The sequence below is a fragment of the Cronobacter condimenti 1330 genome (assembly GCF_001277255.1).
GTDB classification, from domain to species: Bacteria; Pseudomonadota; Gammaproteobacteria; order Enterobacterales; family Enterobacteriaceae; genus Cronobacter; species Cronobacter condimenti.
This window is the reverse complement of the sequence record NZ_CP012264.1, coordinates 3,072,151-3,096,948: the sequence shown is the minus strand read 5'-3', so window position 1 is coordinate 3,096,948 and position 24,798 is coordinate 3,072,151. Positions and strand designations below refer to the sequence as shown.

Here is a 24,798-nt window from a genome sequence, read left to right as displayed (position 1 = left end):
AATATGTTGCGTATTACAGCGTGGACAATCCGCGCGATGAACGAGAACGCATTATTGAAGCGAACCTCTCGATCCCATGAATTTGGCGCAATAAACATTCCCGAATATTTAAAAGCCCCTTTCGGGGCCTTTAAATAAAGATGCGTAATGTTTACACCGGGTTTTTATTAGCGTCGTACAGACTCGCGGCAAAGAAGCGTAATCAGTCTTTACTCTGCAATAGAAAACGATAAATCAGGCCGCCCACTACGCCGCCCACCATCGGAACTATCCAGAACACCCACAATTGCTGTAAAGCCCAGCCGCCCTGGAAAATAGCAACTGCCGTGCTTCTCGCAGGGTTAACCGACGTATTGGTGACGGGAATGCTGATGAGATGAATCAGCGTCAGGGCCAGACCAATCGCCAGCGGCGCGAATTTCGCCGGCGCGTTTTTATCCGTGGCGCCGTGGATAATCAGCAGGAAGAAGGCCGTCAGCACCAGTTCCGTCAGGATTGCAGCTGAAAGGCTATAACCATCCGGTGAGTGTTCGCCGTAGCCGTTGGCGGCAAAACCGCTGGCAACGGCGTCAAAGCCTGCTTTGCCGCTCGCAATGGCATAGAGTACGCCTGCCGCAGCAATACCGCCGATGACCTGGGAAAGAATGTATGGAATAACCTCCTGAAAGGTAATGCGTCCACCTGCCCACAAACCCAGCGTGACGGCAGGGTTAAAATGCCCGCCGGAAATATGCCCTACGGCATAGGCCATCGTTATGACGGTAAGACCAAACGCAAGCGCTACTCCTGTAAAACCAATGCCCAGTTCAGGGAAAGCGGCAGCCAGCACAGCGCTCCCGCAGCCACCGAATACCAGCCAGAATGTGCCGAAAAACTCAGCCGCATTTTTTCTCAACATTTTATCTTCCTTGTAAGCACTATAATTATTAAGTGGTTGTATAACGGCGGAGCATCATAGCTTCTAAGCTGAATAAATAAATCGAATGCTGTTCTTAAATAGGAAGAGGATGTTATATGCTTTGTGCATATGATTAAGTTGTGTAAGCGAGATTAATCTTCTGTTGGAGCGTTGTTAGCGTTGTGATTAATATGGGTGGGATGCCTTTTTTTATCTCATTGATATCTTTTTAAATATAGCCATTAAGTATACGCTTTACAGAGGGCATCATATTCGGCCGTTAGCGCGGATAATTCATAATCTGTTAATATTTCATACGGTGACAACCCCTGGTAACGAGGTGAAAAGTTCTCTTCTATAATTTTTTTATAACGGCTTTTGATTCCTGTAATTAGCGCTGCAGGAACACTCTCATGATCGCAAGGATCGTTTTTAGCGCAAATAAAATAAAACATGGTCGCTTTTAAGGGTTCAGACAATAAATCGTGATGATTTTTAACCAGATAATTTATAGCATGAGATCTATATATTTCTGATAAAAGTAGCTCGTTCAGGCATGAGGATTTAAATAGACCGTTTGTTATAACGCTTGATGTGACTATTCTCTTTTTGAAAAAAGCAGCCGTGTCTATATCGAGCGAGTCAAGCTTACGCAGGTAATCATCCGCTTCTTCGGCACCTTCATCTTCACAACAAGGATTGAAATAATAGGGATCTATATAACCTTGTTGAAGATAAAGAGCCAGACCATCGATCAGTCTGTTTTTAAGCTGTTGTTTGGTTTCAGGCAGGGTTACTTATTTTTGAATAATAAAGGGCTGAACCGGTATGGCGGTAGAAATAAAAGGAATAAGGATACATTTTTATGCCTCTAGGGTTTTCTATCGTCGGCATGATAACACAGAAACGGATGTTATATTCTGTGCTTGGTTAAGCGCAGGTCAGGCCGGTGGATTTTTTGCCATCGCAGCGCCATCCGAAATATTAGCAAGCAGCGAAAATATACTGAAACCTCCACCGTATCCTAAATTTCCAGATGTTAATGTTGGCTCAAAGCGTCGGGGCAACAGGCGTGAGTGAGGTCAGCGGCTAACGAGGGATCAGACAAGCTTTTGCATGAAGCATTGAGTGGCGTGACGACCAACATGGTGTCACAGCAGAAATCGAGCTTACAATCTAATTTATTGTTATTAAAGAAAATATATTAATTCGTTAAAGATGGCACCCTCAATTGTACCCGCAAACTTGTTTGGCTATTCAGGAGTCAAAAATTAAATCATCTGAAACTGCAGCCTGATTATGTTGAGAGCAGGGATAGTTACACCATTTCAGAAATACTTGAACATACTTATCTCTTCGTTAGTATTCCCGGATAGTGTTTTGCGATGGTGTCGTTCATCTTCTCCACCAGGTCTGGACGCCTGAAGGTAATGTATGCGGAGCCTTTCTGGAAATAGCGTATCGACAGATAATCATCGCATTAGTCTTTCGCACTTTTCCCGTGCTGACTAACGCGGCTATCGAGGCGTGACGCAATATCCGCCCGGTTATCGGGCACCGACTTACCGTCCAGCAGGTGTAGCATTCGCTCCAGGTCAACTAGCTGATTGCTGCGTGAGCCGCGGCTGAAGTGAAATCCCCACCGGTCATACCTGACCACCGACTCCACGATGATTTTCTTCCCAAAATAGCACAGGCAGTTGGAGCGATAGTTCCAGCTCAGGCTTTCAAACTCGTTGATGACACTGCGGGGCAACGTAACGCCGGTGAAACTGCTGCCCGGCCTGAAACGTGCGGTAAAGCTCATTGGGGAGCGTCAGAAACAGAGAACCGGCACGACGGCGCAGCCAGACTTCCCCTTGCTCGCCAGACAGCGCTTCAACCGCCAGTTGCTGCGTCGCCTCCGTACGTAAATCCTCTTCCCCCACCGTCAGCATGACCGCCAGCCGCCGCAGCTGGCAGACCCGCACGATAAATACCGACTGGCCGCACAACGCCGCACTTAGCGTCAGACCGGCCACCCGTAATGTCTCCAGCCTGATAAAACGTTCAGCCCGGCGGTTAATGTCACCACCTTTTTAGCCAGCGGTTGGAGAGCTGATATGCCGGTATCGACAATTCACCTCCCCTGATGGCACTGTTCCAGGCTTTCGATAACGGTAATTGACGGTCATCCACCAATGAAGCGTCTTCCATAATTCCCTCTGAATGGGAGGCATCAATGAGTGCGGATGCTGACAGACACTTTTTAAAAGTCAGATCGTTTTGATGGAGCAATTTTTTGGAATTCGATCTGTTTCGCCAATGAATTCATGATTCATGCTCGTATTATTTGTTTTGTTAATATATTCTTTATGGGGTATAGCGTGATTTATATATAACTTAATGGTCGTGGAAATAATAAAAGGACGAGGATGGATGCGGGGTTGAATGGTGGCAGGATTCGCTCATTTTCTTTTAGTTACAATTTGCTGCATTGAGATATGTGGCGAGAGGAATATCTTTTTCACAGAAGTTTGATTTCCTCTTTGTGTTCAGTTGAATATTTTCTCTTATCTGCCTGCCCTTGTCAGCTTCTTTTCTCCCTATCCTGAATCCTGCATCAACGCTAGTCCGTTAACGGAGTAAAATGCTCCTTATTTGCGTTTATTAAGTATGTTGATCTAGGTCACTGATCTAAATAAGTCATTTGCACCACAATGCTGTTTGTAAAGGAGTGTCATTTTCGGTATTCAATCACTGGTTGAAAGGGAGTGGGGTATGTCTGATTCGTTTCAGAATGAAGTGCCTAAAGCGCGTATTAATCTTAAGTTATCGCTACACACGGGTGGTGCGCAGAAAAAAGTTGAGTTACCCCTGAAATTACTGACAGTAGGTGATTTCAGCAATGGTCGTGAAAATAGCCCATTATCAGCGCGTGAAAAAGTTGGCATTAATAAAAATAACTTTGACAGCGTTTTGAGCGAGTTCTCTCCGCAGGTCAATCTGACGGTGGAAAATACACTGGCTAATGACGGCAGCGAAGAAAATATCCGCCTTGATTTCCGGAATATGAAAGACTTCGAGCCAGAGCAGGTGGCTCGTCAAATCCCGCAATTAAAAGCTATGCTCGCCATGCGCAGCCTGCTGCGCGACCTCAAATCTAATCTTCTCGATAATTCCATGTTCCGCAAAGAGCTGGAACTGATCTTACGCGACCCGGCACTGAGCAACGAACTGCGTAATGAAATCGCCGCTCTGGCACCGAAACACGCCTGATTATTGACGGACCAACACAGGATTATGCTGATGTCTGTACAGAATGAAAATGCTGTCTCCGGCGGCGAGACACTCGTCCGGGAACGTTCCACTGATAACGGGGTGTATGCCTCCCTGTTTGAGAAAATCAACCTGATGCCTGCAACCGGCCTGAGCGACCTGAGCATCTGGCAGGATGAAGCCGCGATGGCGGAAGCCGATGCGAACGAGCGTATTACCGCCGGGGTGCAGGTCTTTCTGCAGTGCCTGACGAAGTCCGGTCAGAAAGTGGAAAAGCTCGACAAGACGTTAATTGACCACCATATCGCTGAGCTGGATTACCAGATTAGCCGTCAGCTTGATGCAGTGATGCACAGCCCTGAATTTCAGAAAGTGGAAAGCCTGTGGCGCGGAATGAAGCACCTGGTGGATAACACCGATTACCGCCAGAACGTGCGCACCGAAATTCTGGATATTGCCAAAGAAGACCTGCGTCAGGATTTTGAGGATTCACCGGAAATTATCCAGAGCGGATTGTACTGGCACACATATGTGAGTGAGTACGATCAGCCCGGCGGAGAGCCGATTGGGGCGGTAATTTCGGCGTATGAATTTGACGCCTCTGCGCAGGATGTGGCGCTGATGCGTAATATCTCCAAAGTGTCTGCGGCTGCCCATATGCCCTTTATCGGCTCTGCCGGGCCGAAATTCTTCAATAAGACCTCGATGGAAGAAGTCGCTGCTATTAAAGACATCGGTAACTATTTTGACCGCGCTGAATATATCAAATGGAAAGCATTCCGTGACTCTGAGGACTCCCGCTACCTGGGTCTGGTGATGCCGCGTGTGCTGGGTCGTCTGCCGTATGGTCCGGACACGGTGCCGGTACGCAGCTTCAACTATATCGAGCAGGTCAAAGGCCCGGACCACGAGAAGTATCTCTGGACCAGCGCCTCGTTTGCCTTTGCCGCCAACATGGTGAAGAGCTTTATCAACAATGGCTGGTGCGTGCAAATTCGCGGTCCACAGGCCGGTGGTGCGGTGAAGGACCTGCCAATTCACCTCTACGACCTCGGTACCGGCAATCAGGTGAAAATTCCGTCGGAAGTCATGATACCGGAGACCCGTGAATTTGAGTTCTCCAATCTTGGCTTCATCCCGCTGTCGTACTACAAGAACCGCGATTACGCCTGCTTCTTCTCGGCGAATTCAACCCAGAAACCGGCTATTTATGACACTGCCGATGCCACCGCCAATAGCCGCATCAACGCCCGTCTGCCTTACATCTTCCTGCTGTCGCGTATCGCGCACTATCTGAAGCTGATTCAGCGCGAGAACATCGGCACCACCAAAGACCGCCGTCTGCTGGAGCTGGAACTCAACACCTGGGTGCGCGGTCTGGTGACCGAAATGACCGATCCGGGCGACGAACTGCAGGCATCCCATCCGCTTCGCGATGCCAAAGTCATCGTTGAAGACATCGAGGATAACCCGGGCTTCTTCCGTGTGAAACTGTACGCGGTGCCGCACTTCCAGGTGGAAGGGATGGACGTCAATCTGTCGCTGGTATCCCAGATGCCTAAAGCAAAAGCATAAGGCAGGGCAGGGATGAAAATTTATCGTCCACTGTGGAACGAGGGGGCTTTACTGTCCCCTCAACAGTTCCAGCAGCAGGCTGAATGGGAGTCTTTTCGCAGTGCCGGTGCATCAGCGCTGGCATCCCCATTCCCCTGGGGTGTGGAAAAGATTGAGTTTAATGACAGTCTTCTTTCGTCCGGCCTGATCCAGATTACGCAGTTACGCCTCTGGCTGGAAGATGGTTCTCTGATTGATGCCCAAAGAAGCGATCTGCCTCCGGCGCCGCGTGAGTTAGATGCCAGCCAGCTGGCAGGTCGTGATGCGGTAACTGTCGTCATCGCACTTCCCCACATGCAGCCAGGTGTTGCCAACGTAGAACAGGAAGGCATCAGTGCAAACAGGCCGCTTCGCTATCGGGAAGAGTGGGTAACGTTGCAGGATGCCTTTGGCTCTGAGGAAGAGTCCATGGCCGTTGCCCGGTTTAATTTCAGCATCCGGTTTGCCCATGAAAGCAATGATTCGTGGAAAGTGTGCCCGGTAGCAAGATTGATCCGGGATGAGCAAAAAGTGTGGCGACAGGATCCGTCTTTTATTCCTCCAGTGGCGTTATTTGGGGCAAGCCCGATCCTGCGCGAACGTCTGATGCTGCTTAATCGTCAGTTACGCTCCCGACGCCAGCGTCTGATGACGATGCGTCGTGAAAGCAACGAAAGGCTCGCCGATTTTGCCGTCGCCGATGTTTCCCTTTTCTGGTTACTGAATGCACTGAATTCTCACGCCAGAGTGCTGACAGAATACGAACGTTTTCCTTCCCGCCCACCTGAACAGGTGTGGGCGGAGCTCGCTCGTCTGGCAGGGAGTATGCTGACCTTTTCACTGGACCATGATGTTGACGCCATACCAGGTTATGACCACGAGGAACCGGCCAATGCGTTTCCTCCGCTGTTTGACCTGATAACGGGTTTGCTGGAGGCCAGTCTGCCATCCCGGGTTATTGCTCTGGAGATGTCCCGCCCGGACGGACAGACCTGGAAGGCCAACCTCCATGATATCCGCCTGCGTGAAGAGGCCGACCTCTGGCTCTCTGTGCGCTCGGATATCCCGGCCTGGCAGGTCGCCGAGAAATTCCCTGCACTTTGTCAGGCGGGTTCACCAGATGATGTCACCGAGATCTATGGTGCGGCACTCAAGGGGATCCCTTTGATTCCGGTGAGCAGGGTCCCGGCTGCGTTGCCTGTACGCATGGAAAACCAGTATTTCGCACTTGATATGGAAAGCCCCGCTGCGCATGAAATGCAGGAGCAGGGCGTGTGTATGTTCTATGTACCGGAGTTGCTTGGCGCGCTTGAACTTGAACTGTTTGCGGTATTGCGCTCATGAGACAGGATATCGATATCGACCAGCTGATGACGGAGACCTGGCTCACCGTCACCATGCTTAAAAAGGGTGCCGTCACGCTTAATGGCACTGCGCTTTACAACAAGTGCGTGAAACAGATTGAAAGTGTGCGGGAAGCGCTGGTGCGTGCCGGTTATGACGAGGCCAGCGTCGAACATATTTCCTATGCACAGTGCGCTTTGCTTGATGAGACAGTGATGAGCCGTAAGCCTGAAAAAAGTGAGGAAGAAGAGGAGCCCAAAATTGATGAGGGCCAGGTCGCCTGGCGTAAAGCGCCGCTTCAGGCGCGCTTTTTTGGCTCACTCCGGGCAGGCGAAGCGCTGTGGGACCGCATTGCTGAGGTCCTGCGCCAGCCCTCACCGAACCCGGCCGTTCTGACGTGCTATCACCGGGTGATAGCCCTGGGCTTTCAAGGACTGTACAGCCTGAAAGCGGTCAGTCAGTCGCAGAGGGATGAGGTGGTCAAAGCCCTCTCTGAGCGGGTATCTCCGCCTGATGCAGGCCTTTCTCTGGTTATTCACCGGATGGGGAGACATCGCTGGAGTCTGATGCGCTCAGTCTGGTTCTGGATAGCGCTCGCCATCATCCTCACCGGCGTCATCTGGTGGGGTGGCCATCTGTGGCTCCAGGCACTGTTGTCAGCACACATACCGGAGCTGCGTGGTTAATGCGTAGATCAGTCATTATTCCGGTTGCCCTGCACACCTTTGTCGCCGTTGTCACGTTGCTGTGGTTGCTCTGGTATTTCATCCCGACAGGCAACGTGTTTAAAGGACTGACCACTCTTCTGATCCTCCTTCTGGCAGGCTGGACTGTTTTTAAACATTGTCGGCGTGATGAGCCAGAATCCGATGCCACCATCACCGCTGATGACCTGCCATTACCCGACACCGGGGGGCCCGTTGTCCTGGTATGTGGTGACCTACTGAATACCCTGTTCCAGGGAAGCGTTTTGCGCAAAACAGCTCAGGGATGGTGGCTACGGGCCGGTGATGTCAGCCAGTTAACTGACGTTGTCCGCAGCATACAGACGCAGTTCCCGCGCCAGGTCGGTCAGCTCTCGGTGATGTACCGCTGCCTGCCAGACCAGCATCAGGATGAAGCCGTTCTTCGTTCCACACTGAAAACGCTCCGCCAGCAGTGTAAGCAGATTAAATCCCTGACAGGTTTCACACTGCCGGTGGTGTTGAGTGCCGAATTTTCCGGGCCTGTAACGCCGTGGATAATCGTTCGTGGTGATAAGCCGATTGTCTGTTCGGTTAATGATTCGCCTCAGGCATTTATTGACTGGCAACAGGCGGATGACCATATCCTGGCACTGCCAGCCGTCAGGGAGGCATTTTCCTTCATCCGTCATATCCTGACCCATGAGCTGGAGAAAGCGGACCGGTTAACGCCGCCCGTGCGTGCATTTTCCGTTGCTATGCGCCTCGGCGTGGTCAATCCAGAGGCTCAGTCAGTCTGGTCCGACTGGCTCTGTTCCCGGACCTGCTTGCAGTTTACCCGCAAAGCCGGACCAGCAGTGCAGGTAAGCCTGTTCCCGGATCCGGTTCTGCCGCTGCTGGCACCTTTTGCGTCGACGGTACAGGGAGGGCAACGTACCCGTCGTCTGGTTCTGCTGATGTGGCTGTGCGCCCTGACCGCACTGGGTATTTCTGCACTCAATAATCGTGATCTCATTCGTCAGGTGAGTACCGATTTACAGCGCTGGAATGCTATCCCGATGAACCATTACCCTCCTAAGGCGGAATCACTCACCGCTCTGAAACAGGATGCGCTCCTGCTTGAACGCTGGCAGCGTCAGGGAGAGCCTTTGCGTTACAGCCTGGGCTATTACCCGGGGCAACGCCTCTGGCTGGCCTTGCAACAGGCTATCGATACCTGGACACCACCACCCGCCCCTGAACCGAAACCGGTCCCGAAAATTGTCCGTCTCGACAGCATGTCGCTGTTCGATTCCGGCAAATCGGTACTCAAAGACGGCTCAACCAAAATACTCGTCAACGCACTGGTGGGTATCAAAGCCAAACCAGGCTGGCTGATAGTAGTCAGCGGCCATACCGACAATACCGGCAGCGTACAGCTCAATCAGATCCTGTCTTTGCACCGCGCTGAGTCCGTCCGTAACTGGATGCGTGATACCGGGGACGTACCGGAGAGTTGTTTTGCCGTGCAGGGTTACGGTGACAGCCGACCGATTGCATCAAACGACACGCCTGATGGCCGTGCGCATAACCGGCGTGTCGAGATCAGTCTGGTACCGCAGGCTGACGCCTGTCGTCTGCCAGGCGCAAAAATTGCGTCACAGGATGTGCGTGACGTTTCAACTCAAGAAATGGAGAAGTAAACATGGCAATCCCAGTTTATCTGTGGCTGAAAGACGATGGCGGCGCTGACATCAAGGGTTCCGTAGATGTGAGAGACCGCGAAGGAAGCATCGAAGTTGTTGCTCAGGAACACAACCTGTACATCCCGACCGATAACAATACTGGCAAACTGACCGGCACCCGTATTCACACGCCGTTCCTGTTTACCAAAGAAATCGACTCTTCCAGCCCTTACCTTTACAAAGCCGTGACCACGGGCCAGACCCTGAAGTCTGCTGAATTCAAGTGGTACAAAATCAACGATGCAGGCCAGGAAGTTGAGTATTTCAACACCAAACTGGAAAACGTCAAACTGGTAAAAGTCGCTCCGAAAATGCACGACATCAAGGATGCCTCCTTCGAGAAGCATAACCACCTTGAGCAGATCGAGCTGCGCTACGAAAAAATCACCTGGACCTACAAAGACGGCAACATCATTCATTCCGATTCCTGGAACGAACGTACCACTGCGTAAGACCCTGGCGGACAGAACCCTCTGTCCGCCATTTTTGTTTTGTTCTGCATAGCGCCTGTCAGACGGACGCTTCGCAGAGCAGTATCACAATTTATCGGCATGTACCTTATGGGCATCGGTTGACGGCCAGGGGCGGTAGCGTGCCTGAACAAGAGGGAACGACATGGAACATCATTCAGCAGTCCTGCTACGACGACTTAACCCCTATTGCGCCAGAGCACTGGAAGGTGCGGCCTCTTTATGCCAGACCCGTGCGCATGCTGAAATCACGCCTGAGCACTGGCTGTTAAAGTTGCTGGAGCAGGGAGAAGGAGATCTGACCGTTCTTGCTCGCCGCTACGAATGGGATATGGATACCGTCTGGCAGTCACTCCTGAGCTGGCTGGATGCACAGCCACGCTCAGTTCGCACCCGACCAGAGCTTTCTGCATCCCTTCAGACTCTGCTGAAACAGGCCTGGCTTGCCGCCACACTCGCCGGAGATGAGCAGATCCGCAGTATTCATTTGCTTACAGCCATGGTTGAAACGTCCGGGCTGACACGCTGTGATGGCCTCTGGCCTTTAATGACGCTGACCACCAGCCAGCTGGAAAGGTTACGTCCCTTGCTGGAGGCCCAGTCAGATGAGCGGCATGACGTTGCGCTCAGTGAGCAGCCTGGCAATGCCAGCATTATCGGCCGGGCTGCGCCGTTACAACATGAAGCACAAAACCAGGCTGAAGGCGGAAGTGCGCAGCCTGCCGTTTTACAGGAAGAGTCCGTTCTCAATCGCTTTACGGTCGATGTGACCGCCCGTGCCCGGGAAGGAAAGATTGATCCGGTCTTTGGACGCGATAACGAAATCCGTCAGATGGTGGATATCCTCTCCAGACGCAGGAAGAACAACCCGATCCTCGTGGGTGAACCCGGCGTGGGTAAAACGGCCCTTGTTGAAGGACTGGCGCTGCGTATCGCTGAAGGTAATGTGCCCGAAAGTCTTAAGCCTGTCATCGTCAGGACACTGGATCTGGGCTTGCTTCAGGCGGGTGCCGGTGTAAAGGGTGAATTTGAACAGCGCCTGAAGAATATCATCGACGCCGTCCAACACTCCCCGGTGTCGGTGCTGCTGTTTATTGATGAAGCGCACACCATCATCGGCGCGGGGAATTCGGCCGGTGGCGCGGATGCGGCGAACCTGCTGAAACCGGCGCTGGCGCGTGGCGAACTGCGTACCATAGCGGCCACCACCTGGAGCGAGTACAAACAGTATTTTGAGCGTGACGCAGCCCTTGAACGCCGCTTCCAGATGGTCAAGGTTGATGAGCCCGATGATGACACGGCCTGCCTGATGCTGCGCGGTCTGAAATCCTGCTATGCCGGACACCACGGTGTGCATATCACTGACGATGCGGTAAAAGCCGCTGTGACACTTTCCCGCCGCTACCTGACGGGCCGCCAACTGCCGGACAAGGCCGTAGACCTGCTCGACACAGCATCCGCCCGCGTGCGCATGAGCCTCGACACCGTGCCGGAGGCGCTGATGCAGTACCGCGCGAAGCTCACTGCGCTGGATATTGAGAAACAGGCGCTGCTGGAAGATATTGCGCTGGGCAATAACCAGCACGGCGAACGCCTGGCGGCGATTGAACAACTGCAGAACGACCTGATTGTCGAACTCGACGTGCTGGAAACTCAGTACGGTCGCGAGCTGAGCCTGACGGAACAATTGCTGGAGGTGCGCCAGGATATCAGCCGTCAGAGCGATATTGCCGCGCTGCAACAGGAGCTTTCTGCATTGCAGGGCAGCACGCCGCTGCTCTCGCTGGACGTGGACACCCGCACCGTGGCGACCGTTATCGCCGACTGGACAGGTGTCCCTCTCTCCTCACTGATGAAAGATGAGCAAACCGAACTACTGACACTGGAAGAACAGCTGGCAACCCGCGTTGTCGGCCAAAATCCTGCCCTGAATGCCATTGCTCAACGCCTGAGGGCCTCAAAAACCGGCCTGACACAGGAAAACGGGCCGCAGGGTGTGTTTTTACTGGTGGGGCCAAGCGGGGTGGGCAAAACAGAGACCGCGCTGGCGCTGGCTGACGTCATGTATGGCGGGGAGAAATCGCTTATCACCATCAACCTGTCGGAATACCAGGAGCCACACACCGTTTCGCAACTGAAAGGTTCTCCACCGGGGTACGTCGGTTACGGTCAGGGCGGCATTCTGACCGAGGCGGTGCGCAAGCGCCCTTACAGCGTGGTGCTTCTGGATGAAGTCGAAAAAGCACACCGCGACGTGATGAACCTGTTCTATCAGGTGTTCGACCGCGGCTTTATGCGCGACGGCGAAGGGCGTGAAATTGATTTTCGCAATACCGTGATCCTGATGACGTCCAACCTGGGCAGTGACCCGCTGATGCAGTTACTGGAAGAGCAACCAGAAGCCACTGAGAGCGAGCTGCATGAGTTGTTACGCCCGATCCTGCGCGAACACTTCCAGCCCGCGCTGCTGGCTCGCTTCCAGACGGTGATATACCGCCCGCTGGCAATGAATGCCATGCGCACCATCGTCGGCATGAAGCTGAACCAGGTAAGCAGGCGTCTGGCGCGTCACTACGGTATGAAGACCATGATTGCCGACAGCCTGCTGGACGCGCTGACCGATGCCTGCCTGTTGCCGGACACTGGAGCGCGGAATATCGACAGCCTGCTCAACCAGCAGATTTTGCCGGTGCTAAGTCAGCAGTTGCTGACGCACATGGCCGCAGGGCAGAAGCCTGAATCGCTAGGTCTGGGCTGGGATGAGGGTGAAGGGATTGTTCTGGTCTTTAATGAGCATGCAACAGGAGAGGTGTCATGATCGATGCTTTGATAAGCAAGGCTGGCGGCCAGACACAACAATTGTTGGGCCAGTCACGCTATCGCGTTGACGTACATGGCTGCACTGAATTTCTGGACGTGCTGCGCTTCAGCGCGTTGGAATCCCTCAGCCAACCCTGGCGCTATGACGTGGCGGTCACCTGCTCCTCGGCGGATATTGCCTGCGACACGTTACTGCTGAAACCGGCGTCATTTACCTTCCAGACTCCTGTGTTTGACGGGACGCCGGCGCTGCCGGTCCGGACGATTTTTGGCGTAGTGGAGTCGTTTCGCCGCGTCTCCACCTCGAATGATGAGACCCGTTACGCACTGATGATCGTTCCCCGTATTGCCCTGCTGGACTATACGAAAGGGAGCGAAATCTACCTCAATCAGTCAGTTACTGAAGTGGTTGAACAGGTATTGCGTAAACACGGTCTGGAAGGGCCTGATTTTGAGCTCCGGCTCTCCCGGGAATACCCGTCCCGGGAGCTCATCACCCGGTGGCGGGAGACGGACCTTGAATTTATCCAGCGCCTGCTGGCGGAGGTGGGCATTTACTGGCGCTATGAAATGGACAGCCGTCTTGAGCAGGACGTGGTGATTTTTCAGGACAGCCAGCAGCAGTATGAATTTGGCATCACGCTGCCACTGCGCAACCCGGCCGGGATGAGTGACAGCGGGCAGGAGAGCATCTGGGATATTCAGACGGCATACAATGTGGTGAGCGGAAGTGTGTCCACCCGCGACTACAACTACCGCGAAGCGCTAATGCCTCAGGACAGCACTGAAAGTATCAGCAACCAGGACGGTATCACCACCGGAGAAACATACCATTACGCGGAACCCTTCCTGACGGCAGGCGATGCGGAAAGCCCAGAGACCGGGGCATACTTCGCCCGTCTGCGTCATGAACGTATCCTGAACATGCAGTTCCGCGTTAGCGGGCATTCCTCCAGCCCTCATCTGGCCCCGGGTCAGGTACTGGAAACGGACGGAACGCTTCCCGATGCCGTCAGCGATGGCATCGTCATCACAACGGTGCGCACCAGCGGTTCGCGCAAAAGTAGCTTTACGCTGACGTTTGAGGGTATCCCCTACAGTGAAACCGTCTGTTATCGTCCGGCACTGCTCAGTCGACCGGTGATATCCGGCTCGCTGCCTGCCCGGGTGGAAAGCACACAGAAAGGTGACACCTATTCCTGGCTCGACTCGGATGGGCGATACCGGGTGAGGCTGCACTTCGACCGCAACAGTTCGGAACAAGGCTATGCCTATTTATGGCTGCGGCTAGCCAAACCCTATGCCGGGGATACCTACGGGTTCCACTCCCCGCTTATTGACGGAACCGAAGTGGCGGTGATGTTTGACAGTGGTGACCCGGACCGTCCCTATATCGCTTATGCCCTGCATGATTCAGAACATCCTGACCCTGTCACCCGTGACAACCATACGCGGAATGTGTGGCGTACGCCGGCGAATAATAAGCTGCGGATGGAGGATAAGCGCCAGCAAGAGCATATCAAGCTCGCGACGGAATACGGCAAAACGCAGCTTAATATGGGACACCTGGTCAACAGCCAGCGTGCAAAGCGCGGTGCCGGTTTTGAACTGCGAACGGATGAGTATGGCGCAGTACGTGCGGCTAAAGGTCTCTTCCTGACGGCGGATGCGCAGACCAAAGCCCAGGGCCCGGTGCTGGAAATGGCGCCTGCGCTTACCCAGATTAACCAGGCCAACAGCCAGATGCAGGCGCTGAACAGCGCCGCAGAAGCCGCCGGTGCACTGGTATCCGACATCAACACTCAGATTAGCTTCGTAACCGACAGAATCAAAGACCTTCAGTCTGCGGTACTGCTGGGCAGCGCTCCGCAGGGGATAGCATTCACCTCAGGGGAACACCTTCAGCTCAGCAGCACACGGAACACCATGATTAATGCCGGTCAGCATCTTGATATCGGTGCGATGAAAAATCTGTCTGTCACGGTAGAAAAAGCCCTCGGTCTGTTTGTGCATAAAGAAGGGGCGAAGGTGGTTGCCAACCAGGGAGACATTGAGATTCAGGCTCAACACAACACGATGGCCCTGTTTTCTGAAAAGCAGCTGACGGTGACCAGTAGTGAAGACGAAATAATTATCAGCACCCCGGAAACGCTGACGCTTAACGGTGGCGGGTCTTACCTGAGGCTGAGTAAGAACGGGATTGAGCATGGTTCCTCCGGTGATTTCATTATGAAGACATCAAACTATCTGGTGCCGGGTACCGGCGCAAACCTTCCCAATGAAACCCCGAACTTCAGCCTGACGGATATTACTCAGGAAAGCAAAATTAGCAGCAAATCATTCAATGATTGAGCAGAAAACCATTAGTGGTCGATCTCTTAAGCACTCTGAAGTGAAGCCGTTCATAACACGGAAAGACGAATACTATGAAAACCAGTTTAAAATTAACGTCGATATTCTGTGCGTTACTTTTATCCATTTTTCATGCTTTAGCTTCGGAAGTAAGTCCGGGGCGACGAAAATTGAAAGATTCACCAGAATCTGTTGTTCAGCATTTTTATACTGACTACCTGACAGCCTGGAATGACCCGGACGTTGGGCATGGTCTCGAAAAAATTCACAATGCAATAGGCAGCTTTACAACAAAACATCTTCAGAAACTCAAAAGCGAGGATGGCTCAGGTACTGACTACTTTACGAATGTTCAGGATATTTTTCCTGAGTGGGTGGATGAAATCTTCATAAATGTTTCATCGCTGAGAAGTGACAAAACCGTTAAAGAACTGATGCTGGGTCACAGCGAAAATTAGTCAAAATATAAAACCAACCTTGTCCGGGATAACGGTAAATAGCTCATGGGTTCAGTGTTATTTGTGCCCAGCGCTACTGGCTGTTGCAATGATAACTAACTTATTTGAAAGCGAAAAATGAATATAAAAATATCAAGGCATAAATTTCTTGCAAACTTTCCTTTTACAATTGTTTTTTTATTTTCAAATCTTTCACTGGCTGATGAATTAAATAACCCCGAAGATATTGTGCATGACTTTTACTCTGCATATCTTAAGGATGAGCCAACTGGCAACGATGTATTAGTTAAAAAACATGTATCTGATGAGCTTAAAAAAAGCATCAATGACTCCACTATGTGTAATTATGACTCTGATGATTCGGTATCCGAGTCAGAATTAGCAAAAAAATGTTCAACGAAGCACGAATGCAAAAAAGATAAAGGTAATTATATATGTGACTGGTATGGCGTTTGGGTCGAGTCTGACGTCAACTACTTCACAAAATCACAAGACACATATCCGTCATGGCAGTCAAATATAAACACCAGCACTATTAAGAGAGATGAGGATAATTCAGTGGTTAGATTGGTTTTGGGCAATGGCGCTGAGACTAATAACGAACTCAAGGTTTCCCTTAGGAAATATAATGATGGCTGGAAAATTATCAGCGTAACAGAGTGATAAGGCTAAATTATGTGGGATAAAAGTACGTCAGTTACTTACATAAACAGTCATGTAGAACCTGGAAGTCTTGGGAAATGTGCAACATATGTTAGAAAAGCTGTAGAAGCCGGAGGGGTTAAAATCAAAATTCCACCTCCGAGAATCGGAAATTCAGCGTCAGCATGTGATTACGGCCCCTCACTTGAGAAGGTAGGTTTCAAACCTGTTTATGTTTATTCAGGTTCAGGTCCAACAGACACGGCAATAATCCCAGGGCAACAAACAGGCGATGTTGTTGTCATTCAGCCTATTGACGATCATCCTCATGGACACATTGCTTTATTTAATGGAGTTAGCTGGGTTTCGGATTTTATACAAACAGTAGGGTTTTATCCTGGGCAGCAATACCGAAACGTAAAACCCGCCTATAAACTTTATCGCTATTCAGATAACGATAGTGCGGCTCAGAACGCTGCGGAAACCCAAAAAGGAAAAATCAAAATAGTCTGGCCGATCCCCTCAGACAGCCGGGGAAACGAGTTCAGCAATCAGGAAGATATCCTCTCTCATTTAGCAGGCGAGTCTACCGGGCAGTACACGATTGGCCGTAGCGGTATGTGGCATGGCGGCATCCATATCACCGAAGCCACAACTCCATGGTGTGCTCTGAGTGGTAAAGCTCCGCTGGAAGTGATGGATTTCCCGGTACCCTTTAAAGGTGAACAGGCGATACGCTGCATGGCAGATGGTGAAGTTGTTGCCTACCGCGTCTGCAAAGATTACCTGACGCTGGGGTGGGAATCCGGGCCGCTGAGTTTTTCGGGCTCATTCGTGTTGGTGAAACACTATATTCAGCCGGGTGAGAAAGAAACTAGTGGGTTACATTTCTATACCCTGTACATGCACCTTGCGCCTTATTCAGCCTACCAGAGTGCCAGGAATGTCCACTGGATAACACAGGATGCACTCTCCGGATATTCAGAAGCCGACTGGATAATCATGGACCTGAGTCGCAGCGATCAGAAACCAGTGAGTGCAGGAACCGTCAAAAAAGGGATTACCGTTACTTGGGACCCAACGAATACTGCTCTCACTTCCACCAACAACGGCCGAACCTATGGGCTCGCAACGCTTAATGCTGATAGTGGTAATCTAAAGTCTGGGCAAAAAGTCTGGATGTTGGTCGATAACAACAATATCAAACCCGCGCCAGGTAGTGGGCCTACTTGGTGGGAACATCTTATGCCTCCCGCAAAGCAAGCGATGGAGTTTGATAAAACAGTGAGCCTCACGGCGCCATTTGTCATCAAGGCCGGTGACCCAGTTGGACACATGGGCTACTACCAGGCACCAAAGGATGGGAGTTATGAGGCACGATATCAGGTACATATCGAATGCACCAGCATGGATGACAACCTGGAGAAATTCCTGACTAACCCAGACAAAGTGGGAGAGAAAAATCCCCAGTGGCTGAAGTATGACCCGGGTCTTGCTCTCTTCACAAAAGATGTCTCGAAAGGCACCTTTACAAAGGGAGCAGCGTCGACAACGCGGACAGGCATTCTACCGTTGAGTAAGGTCACTACTGAAATTGATAAATCAACAAAACAGGAATACTGGCAGCTGCGGCCGGAAAATGCCTATGTCCCCAAAGGCCAGGCGGAGCCTCAACTTCTGTCACAGTATGATCTGGCGAAGCTAGGCTTCAGAACTGAAACCTCAGAGCCTACCAGTTTTGATTACCTGGATGGAAAAAAACAGCCCACTGGGTTCTTCCGCAGCCTTATCAACTCGCTCTATGAGGCTGCGACCAGTGATACGCGGACCAGTCATGTCCTGGTTAAGCATAATTACCAACGTTTGCTGGATAAAATTGATAGCGGAAGCGACAACTATTCCCCAATGGAGTACTGGAGAGCCCTTCATAACCCTGACTATTGTGACGTCATCCAGAAAACGATAGTAAAACATCCCAGCGACTGGTATTTCAAAAAAGGTGATGTTATCTGGCAACCGTTCCTGGATGCTCTGAAGAGGGAAGCGCCTGAGTGGAAGAAATACAGTGAAGATTTTCTCGACAAGATGGCCTGGATGCAGGATGTGACGACAGAGAAACTGGGGCCTTCACTATGGCATATGCATCCAATTATGTTGTTGGGAGCGTTAATTCCCCCAGGTCAAGTTGAAATGAATTTCACTATAGAAAATGCAAAGGATGCATTGAGAGTTATTTTCAAAGAGCATGGCTATGAAACTGCGGTTATTATTGAGCGGCTATATCGTGATGAAACCAAACATTTCAAATCAGTACAATATAAAAGATGTGGTACGGGAGGGATGGAGGTTTCTGGGAGGAATCCTCAGCCTCCTGGATATGGTTGGGATGCGTCGATTTACAACAAAAATCCTGAATATACCCCTCTTGGAGTTTGGTGGTCGTTTGAAAATAAAGGGATGAGTGGGCAGGGAGGAAATAAGCAGGTTACTGATAGGAAAAAAGGTTACATTATATTTCCCTCTGTATTAGCTGCAATGGAATACAAGGTAGATTACATCAAAAGGCATGATGGTAATTGGGCTATATGGCATTCGCGAAGTGCAGCGGAACAAGAGAACTACAGAAAGTATATCAGTACGGTGCGTCATCCTTTTTCTGATGAGTTGTTGCGTGGGGATATTAAGTGAAAATTTTTATTTTATTGCTTTTGTTTGTTTGCATACCCAGAGTTTCTTTTTGTGCTACCTCTGAACAATGTTATCTATACATTACCGCAATGGTGAGAAGTAGTAACTTTCCACTTTCAGAATGGAATATTTCAGCTGATAAAATCAATCTTATTATTGATGATGATGGTGATAGTGTTATTAGTGCCAAACTCTTCTATGATACTGACGGAACAGGAACTGTTGGATGGATTGAATACAATAAAGACAATAACAGACTTTATAACACGTCAGCCGATCTTGATAAACCTGTGATGTTGACTTTCAATAATGAATTTTCTAAGGCTTGGCGATATTGTTTGAATGGGCAATCTATTTCTCAGGTCTCAGTAAAAGGGCGGCTTTATTTATATCGATTGATTAACGGGCGGTATGAAAAAACCAATATTTTCATTGTTTTTGGTGATTATGTTAGAACCACAAAGGTTACTGCTAAATATACTCAAGTTGAATATCAGACAAAAAAAGGCCAGATTGTTAGTGGTTGGGTGCAATCTGATAATCTAAGGAAAATTGATTTTATTACTTCATGGTAAACTTAAGGCTTTAGGAGTGGAAGTGATAACCATTATTCAATTAATATCGATTAGAGTTTCATCGCATTCCTAAATTTAACTTAAAGAAACGCCGCTCTTTAAATATTCATAGTTGTACTGAGGGTTAAAAAATGCTCCAGATAATCCGCAAAGGCGATAAAACAACTCACGGCGGCTCTGTAATGAGCGCGTCTGAAACCATGAAATTCGGTGGCATTGGTGTTGCCCGAAAAGGGGATAAGGTTTCCTGCCCGGTTGAAGGTCATGGCCCCACGATCATTGTTGAGGGCAACCTTGATTATCTCGATCATGGTATCCCTGTGGCATTCCATGGCCATAAGTGCGGCTGCGGCTGCACGCTGATCAGTTCGTTTGCAGCGGCTAAGGTTGGCTGATTATGCCTGTCTGGCTGGATGCCATCCCTGAAAAGGCCCCCCAAATTGCCCGCCCCGGCACCCGGCGCTGGCTCCTGATTCTGGCGTTTATCATGCTGGGTGGCGTTGCTTCCACGCTATGGTTCTGGACATCTGCGCGAACAGGATTCGTCTTCTGGTTCTGCACTTTGGGCCTCCCGTTCTGTACCTGGGGGCTTTTGTTCGGAATGCGCCGGGGTGCCTATAAGGCCGAGCAGGTTGCTGCGGAATCACGAAATGTAGAACGTGAAGCGCTCTTCGAGAGTGAAATTCAGCGCGGTCAGCGCTGCGCCTGGATCCTTGGAACACAAATCGAGGCCCCGGCTGGAAATAAAGCCGGGGAACTGCTGAAGGCAATAAAACTTGCCGCGCCCGCAGTCGATTTTTCGCTGCCAAGGGGATGCGACAAACCAGTCAGATATGCAGCATTGACGGCATACCAGTCTGATTTCGTGAAAGCGTTAAAAGCAACCGTCGCTAAATTGACCGCTCGCGTAGAGGGAATCGTTCAGCCTCTTCCGGCAGATCTTCCCTGCTGGCTGATGCTGGACTGTGACAGCGACGTGTATTCACAGACAGAAGAGTTGATTAAAGCTGAACTGTTTCAGAAGACGGGCAGATTATTCCGCCTGATGTCAGGTAAGGGGCTGGTTGCATTGGATGCCTGGCTGGATAAACGGTGGGACAACCCGGGGATCCTGGTTGCCATCACCCTGTCTTTGCCTGCATCTCCTCAGGAAGGAGACGCTGACGCTGTGTCGATGGTGGTTTTCAGCAATCGCAAAGCTCACGCGTATCCGGATGCGCTACGCCTGCATCGCCCGGAAAGAGGCACTGAAGCCACGCTGACAAAAACCCTTTCCCGGGCCTTACTCTGGGCAAACACTACCGCTGACGGTCTTCAGGGCAGCTGGATTTCTGGCCCATGTTTGACCGCAGGAAGCGGCTGGAATAATGCCTGCGAGGAAAGCAGCGTTGAATTCAGCCTTTCAGAAAATAACCTCAGCATAGATCCGGTGCTGGGCTACACCGGCCATGCCGCCCCATGGATCGCCATCACGCTTGCCAATGCGGCCTTTGAACAGCGCGGAGTGCAGGTTATCGCCGCACAACCCGCCGCTGACAAAGACGACGTCTGGATCACCGTCATCACCAAAGAAGAAGTTCGCAAGGGAACGCCCAAGAATGTCTAAGGTAAAAGTAAAAACACTCATCGGCTCCGTTGTGACTGTCGCGTTTTTTCTGACAGTCATCGTGGCATTCCTCTTTTATGCCTTTCCGGAAAATGTCGCCTTGGCCACGGGATTTGGGCCGTATGACGGACAACGGATCCTCACGTTCTGTGCCATCCTGGTTGCCGCGATGCTTTTATTCGGCTGGATGACAGAGAAGGCTTTCGACTTCGCCGGTAAATCGGGGTTGTATTTCCACTGGGGTCAGAAAAAGGCTCAGATGGTCGCCCCGGTATCAGGCACCATTGCCAGCGAAGATGATGAAGAAGAGCCCGTCTTCAGTGAGGATGCCGTATCTGATCACCTCCGTTTCCGCTATGGCTGTCGCTGGCAGCGTAAGGTGCGTATCCTCCTGGTGATGGGTAATCCGGACGACGTCCAGAAAGCGGCCCCGGGCCTGTGTCATGACCTCTGGCAGGAAGGTGACGGAAATGTGCTGATATTTGGCGGAGATGTCCAGTCTCTTCCGGATGAGATCTTCCTTTCGAAACTGAAACGTCTGCGCCCCGGCCATCCCGTTGATGGCATCGTCCAGGTGCTGGACTCCTCAACCCTCCCGACGGATAGCGAACGGGATGCCTTCTTGCGTTGCCGCCAGAAAGCAGACCATCAGTTGGGATGGCAGGCACCTGTCTGGCTGTGGCTGACTGACAAAGCCACCGGTGCGCAGCAGGACGCAGAACCGGCTGCGACAGGGGTCATATTCGGGCCGGAAGGCACCGTGAAAGGCGCGGATGAAGCGTTTTCGACACTGGCGCTACACCTGCAAAAAGCGGGTATGGCAAGGGTACTGAATAATCCGGCTGATTTCGGTCTTCTTCAGTTATCCTTCCGACTGCGGCAGGAGCTGAAAGCCAGTCTGGCTGTTTTGCTCAGCGGGCTAATGCAGGGATCTGCGGCCTGGCGTTTACGCGGTGTCATGTTCAGCCCCGAACTGGCCGTTGCCGGAACGTTACCAAACACACACCTCGACACACCGACCTGGAAAGCCGTCATTGATGACTGTGATGCCGTCAGCGGCAGGAAGCTGGGTTTCGACTGGCTGAAAGTGCTGCGGTTAATTCTGCTTTCCCTGATTGTCCTGTGGGGAGCCGGTACATGGCTGTCCCTGATCGTTAACCGTACCCAGATTTATCAGGCACAGGAAACGGCGAGGCAGGCAGCGGATACTGCAAAACCACTGGCTGAACGCCTGCACAACCAGCTCGTACTCCAGCAAGCCATTGCCCGTCTGCAACATCGTGAGGCGACCGGCGCTCCATGGTACACACGATTTGGTCTTAATCAGGACAGCGACACGCTGGCCGCACTCTGGCCGTTGTATGCGAAAAATAACGCACAGCTGATGAGAGATGCCACAGCTGAGAGTCTCAGACAGCAGCTGAATGCCTTTGTGCAACTTCCTCCTGCCAGTGATGCTCGTACGCAGGGCATACAGCATACCTACGACGTACTCAAAAGTTATCTGATGCTGGCGCGTCCGGACAAAGCGGACGCAGGCTGGCTGGCAAAAAACGTATTGAAAGCCTTACCGAAACGCCAGAATGTGCCGGATGGTAGCTGGCAGGACATCGCACCGAAACTGCTGGGCTTTTATGCGCAAAACCTCCCGGCGCATCCGGAATGGAAAATTAAGCCTGACGCTGTATTAATCAGCACGGTACGTCAGATCCTGCTCAAGCAAATTGGGCAGCGTAACGCTGAGTCCGGGTTATATCAGGAGATGCTTAAGCGCGTGGCCAGTAACTGGCCTGATTTAACGCTGGCTGATATGACTGGCGACACCGATGCCTCCACGGTATTCAGTACTGACGAAGTCGTCCCGGGAATGTTTACGCGTCAGGCGTGGGAAGAACATGTACAGGATGCGATTGAAGAAGTCGTCAAAACCCGTCGCGATGAAATCGACTGGGTACTGACGGATAAGACACACCAGACTGGAAATGATGTCTCCCCGGAGGCGCTGAAGGCCCGCCTGACTGAACGCTATTTTACCGATTTTGGTAATGCCTGGTTGAACATGGTCAACAGCATTCAGTGGCAGGAAGCCAGGTCACTTTCTGAGGCGATTGCCCAGCTCAACTTGATCGGCGATGTTCGCCAGTCGCCACTGGTGGCACTGATGAACACGCTAAACTACCAGGGTAAAACCGGACAGAAAGACGAGGCACTGGCTGATTCGATAGTGGACTCAGCAAAAAAGCTGATCGGTCAGAAAAGCAATGCCAGACAATTTATAGAGCAGGCACAGGGCCCTAAAGGTCCGCTCGATGGCGTGTTTGGACCGCTGATGGGATTTATGGAAGGTAAAGAGGGCACCGGTGCCAACGGTAACCTCAGTTTCCAGTCCTGGCTGGCCCGTGTAACCCAGGTGCGGCTGAAGCTTCAGCAGGTGACCAGCGCTCCGGATCCGCAGGCTATGTCGCAGATGCTGGCCCAGACCGTGTTTCAGGGCAAAGCCATCGATCTTACGGACACCCGCGATTACGGCAGTCTGGTTGCGGCAAGCCTGGGGCAGGAGTGGAATGGATTTGGCCAGTCGTTGTTTGTGCAACCGGTGGATCTGGCCTGGCGGCAGGTACTTGCTCCGGCTGCGGATAGCCTCAATGCTCGTTGGCAGACAACCATAGTCGCTCAGTGGAATAAGGCCTTTGCGGGACGGTACCCATTTAATGCCACCGGCAGCGATGCCTCGTTGCCGTTACTGGCTCAGTTCCTGCGTAGCGACTCGGGTCGAATTACTACCTTCCTGAAAACTAATCTTGGCGGGATCCTCCACCAGGAGGGGAATCGCTGGCTCGTTGACCCTTCCGCAAGTCAGGGGATGGTTGTCAGTCCGGATTTCCTCCGGGCGATTAATCAGCTGGCGGAACTGTCAGATATCGTGTTCTCTCAGGGCGATGCGGGTGTTCACTTCGAACTGATGGCACGTCCGTCTCGTGACGTTGCTCGCGTACAGCTTTCTCTTGATGAGCAAAACCTCGACTACTTCAACCAGATGGAAAGCTGGCAGAGCTTTACCTGGCCGGGAAATACATATTATCCGGGGGTCAGCCTCAACTGGCGCAGTGTGAACAGCGGTATGCAGCTTTACGCCAGCAACCAGGGGAACTGGGGCTTCATTCGCCTGCTGGACAAGGCACTCATCACTCCGCTTGATGCCAGCCGTACACAGCTGGTGTGGATCACCCCTGACGGGAATCCGCTGAAGTTTGTGCTGCGCAGCGAGCTTGGCGACGGTCCTCTGGCGTTACTGAAGCTTCAGGGATTCATGCTGCCCAACGCTATTTTTAATGTTGCAGCTGGCACAGAAGAGCTCCAATAACGATGGGCGGGAAAACTTATCCGGCACCGGCTTTCGTAAAACAAGTTGAAGTCTGGTCCCGGGGGATGTTCGGTAAAGTGGACCGATGGCGCGAAACTGAATCCTCATCCCCGCGGCAGTTTATGAGCTTTCGTCAGTGTCGGGCATGGACCAGTAACTGACTGAAGCATAACCCAGCGCCAGAGGAAGGGGTTCTTAGCGCCGTGCTCAGTAGCAGAAAAAACCTGTTTGTCGTCAGCCCTCAATCTAAAAATGGATTTAAGAATTTGGATACCTATGTAGATACAGACATAGTCTGCGGAGATGACAAGAACTCTGGTTCA

Annotated in this window: 17 protein-coding genes and 1 pseudogene; 15 read left to right on the top strand and 3 right to left on the bottom strand. The window is 51.6% G+C overall.

The annotated features are described in order from the left end of the window. Nucleotides 1-202: 202 nt before the first annotated feature. The 3 genes and pseudogenes from aqpZ to AFK62_RS22260 all read right to left on the bottom strand — a co-directional run bounded on the left by aqpZ (nt 203) and on the right by AFK62_RS22260 (nt 2,919). Nucleotides 203-898 carry an aquaporin Z gene (aqpZ, locus tag AFK62_RS14145; protein WP_007667238.1) on the bottom strand — a complete coding sequence of 232 codons (696 nt, stop codon included), beginning with the start codon at nt 896-898 and terminating at the stop codon, nt 203-205. A 1,348-nt stretch (nt 899-2,246) separates the two neighbouring features. Continuing rightward, nucleotides 2,247-2,654: pseudogene (locus AFK62_RS22900) on the bottom strand (DUF4942 domain-containing protein). Next, nucleotides 2,626-2,919, bottom strand: a complete 294-nt coding sequence (locus AFK62_RS22260) for a hypothetical protein (protein ID WP_007667228.1) — start codon at nt 2,917-2,919, stop codon at nt 2,626-2,628. The pseudogene AFK62_RS22900 and the gene AFK62_RS22260 overlap by 29 nt, the downstream one beginning before the upstream one ends. A gap of 739 nt (nt 2,920-3,658) precedes the next feature. Here AFK62_RS22260 and tssB point away from each other — a divergent pair. From tssB to AFK62_RS14070, 15 genes are all read left to right on the top strand, one after another. After that, complete coding sequence (gene tssB / locus AFK62_RS14135) at nt 3,659-4,156, top strand: type VI secretion system contractile sheath small subunit (protein WP_007667225.1); 498 nt, start codon at nt 3,659-3,661, stop codon at nt 4,154-4,156. Between the two features lie 24 nt (nt 4,157-4,180). Beyond that, nucleotides 4,181-5,731 carry a type VI secretion system contractile sheath large subunit gene (gene tssC / locus AFK62_RS14130; RefSeq protein WP_193352469.1) on the top strand — a complete coding sequence of 517 codons (1,551 nt, stop codon included), beginning with the start codon at nt 4,181-4,183 and terminating at the stop codon, nt 5,729-5,731. Between the two features lie 12 nt (nt 5,732-5,743). Further along, entirely contained in the window at nt 5,744-7,093 is a 1,350-nt protein-coding gene (gene tssK / locus AFK62_RS14125; RefSeq protein ID WP_007667219.1) for a type VI secretion system baseplate subunit TssK, read from the top strand. Then, entirely contained in the window at nt 7,090-7,779 is a 690-nt protein-coding gene (gene tssL, locus AFK62_RS14120; protein ID WP_007667213.1) for a type VI secretion system protein TssL, short form, read from the top strand. The genes tssK and tssL overlap by 4 nt, the downstream gene beginning before the upstream one ends. Then, the gene (locus AFK62_RS14115; protein ID WP_053531978.1) at nt 7,779-9,458 is read left to right on the top strand and encodes an OmpA family protein; all 1,680 of its coding nucleotides are present in this window, start codon (nt 7,779-7,781) and stop codon (nt 9,456-9,458) included. The genes tssL and AFK62_RS14115 overlap by 1 nt, the downstream gene beginning before the upstream one ends. A 2-nt stretch (nt 9,459-9,460) precedes the next feature. Continuing rightward, complete coding sequence (locus AFK62_RS14110) at nt 9,461-9,952, top strand: Hcp family type VI secretion system effector (protein WP_007667209.1); 492 nt, start codon at nt 9,461-9,463, stop codon at nt 9,950-9,952. Nucleotides 9,953-10,115: 163 nt separating this feature from the next. Continuing rightward, nucleotides 10,116-12,788 (top strand): type VI secretion system ATPase TssH, encoded by a 2,673-nt coding sequence (gene tssH, locus AFK62_RS14105; protein ID WP_007667207.1) that lies wholly within the window; start codon nt 10,116-10,118, stop codon nt 12,786-12,788. Further along, complete coding sequence (locus tag AFK62_RS14100; RefSeq protein ID WP_007667205.1) at nt 12,785-15,142, top strand: type VI secretion system Vgr family protein; 2,358 nt, start codon at nt 12,785-12,787, stop codon at nt 15,140-15,142. The genes tssH and AFK62_RS14100 overlap by 4 nt, the downstream gene beginning before the upstream one ends. A gap of 74 nt (nt 15,143-15,216) precedes the next feature. Then, nucleotides 15,217-15,600, top strand: coding sequence for a hypothetical protein (locus AFK62_RS14095; protein WP_129232775.1), 384 nt, complete (start codon nt 15,217-15,219; stop codon nt 15,598-15,600). Nucleotides 15,601-15,717: 117 nt separating this feature from the next. Beyond that, complete coding sequence (locus AFK62_RS14090; RefSeq protein WP_032984105.1) at nt 15,718-16,263, top strand: DUF3828 domain-containing protein; 546 nt, start codon at nt 15,718-15,720, stop codon at nt 16,261-16,263. A gap of 12 nt (nt 16,264-16,275) precedes the next feature. Beyond that, a complete protein-coding gene (locus tag AFK62_RS14085) occupies nt 16,276-18,930 on the top strand; it encodes a hypothetical protein (protein ID WP_082363088.1) in 2,655 nt (884 codons plus the stop codon). Further along, complete coding sequence (locus AFK62_RS22255) at nt 18,927-19,505, top strand: hypothetical protein (RefSeq protein WP_129232774.1); 579 nt, start codon at nt 18,927-18,929, stop codon at nt 19,503-19,505. The genes AFK62_RS14085 and AFK62_RS22255 overlap by 4 nt, the downstream gene beginning before the upstream one ends. A gap of 131 nt (nt 19,506-19,636) precedes the next feature. Then, nucleotides 19,637-19,900, top strand: a complete 264-nt coding sequence (locus AFK62_RS14080) for a PAAR domain-containing protein (protein WP_007667199.1) — start codon at nt 19,637-19,639, stop codon at nt 19,898-19,900. 2 nt (nt 19,901-19,902) lie between these two features. Further along, nucleotides 19,903-21,111 carry a hypothetical protein gene (locus AFK62_RS14075; protein WP_007667197.1) on the top strand — a complete coding sequence of 403 codons (1,209 nt, stop codon included), beginning with the start codon at nt 19,903-19,905 and terminating at the stop codon, nt 21,109-21,111. Then, complete coding sequence (locus AFK62_RS14070) at nt 21,104-24,475, top strand: ImcF-related family protein (RefSeq protein ID WP_053531977.1); 3,372 nt, start codon at nt 21,104-21,106, stop codon at nt 24,473-24,475. The genes AFK62_RS14075 and AFK62_RS14070 overlap by 8 nt, the downstream gene beginning before the upstream one ends. Nucleotides 24,476-24,798: the final 323 nt, after the last annotated feature.

Coding starts and splice junctions, on each gene's coding strand:
- tssK (WP_007667219.1), top strand. CDS start 5,744: ATGAAAATTTATCGTCCACTGTGGAACGAGGGGGCTTTACTGTCCCCT.
- AFK62_RS14100 (WP_007667205.1), top strand. CDS start 12,785: ATGATCGATGCTTTGATAAGCAAGGCTGGCGGCCAGACACAACAATTG.
- AFK62_RS14075 (WP_007667197.1), top strand. CDS start 19,903: ATGCCTGTCTGGCTGGATGCCATCCCTGAAAAGGCCCCCCAAATTGCC.
- AFK62_RS14070 (WP_053531977.1), top strand. CDS start 21,104: ATGTCTAAGGTAAAAGTAAAAACACTCATCGGCTCCGTTGTGACTGTC.
- tssB (WP_007667225.1), top strand. CDS start 3,659: ATGTCTGATTCGTTTCAGAATGAAGTGCCTAAAGCGCGTATTAATCTT.
- AFK62_RS14095 (WP_129232775.1), top strand. CDS start 15,217: ATGAAAACCAGTTTAAAATTAACGTCGATATTCTGTGCGTTACTTTTA.
- AFK62_RS14110 (WP_007667209.1), top strand. CDS start 9,461: ATGGCAATCCCAGTTTATCTGTGGCTGAAAGACGATGGCGGCGCTGAC.
- tssL (WP_007667213.1), top strand. CDS start 7,090: ATGAGACAGGATATCGATATCGACCAGCTGATGACGGAGACCTGGCTC.
- aqpZ (WP_007667238.1), bottom strand. CDS start 898: ATGTTGAGAAAAAATGCGGCTGAGTTTTTCGGCACATTCTGGCTGGTA.
- AFK62_RS14090 (WP_032984105.1), top strand. CDS start 15,718: ATGAATATAAAAATATCAAGGCATAAATTTCTTGCAAACTTTCCTTTT.
- tssC (WP_193352469.1), top strand. CDS start 4,181: ATGCTGATGTCTGTACAGAATGAAAATGCTGTCTCCGGCGGCGAGACA.
- AFK62_RS14080 (WP_007667199.1), top strand. CDS start 19,637: ATGCTCCAGATAATCCGCAAAGGCGATAAAACAACTCACGGCGGCTCT.
- AFK62_RS14115 (WP_053531978.1), top strand. CDS start 7,779: ATGCGTAGATCAGTCATTATTCCGGTTGCCCTGCACACCTTTGTCGCC.
- tssH (WP_007667207.1), top strand. CDS start 10,116: ATGGAACATCATTCAGCAGTCCTGCTACGACGACTTAACCCCTATTGC.
- AFK62_RS14085 (WP_082363088.1), top strand. CDS start 16,276: ATGTGGGATAAAAGTACGTCAGTTACTTACATAAACAGTCATGTAGAA.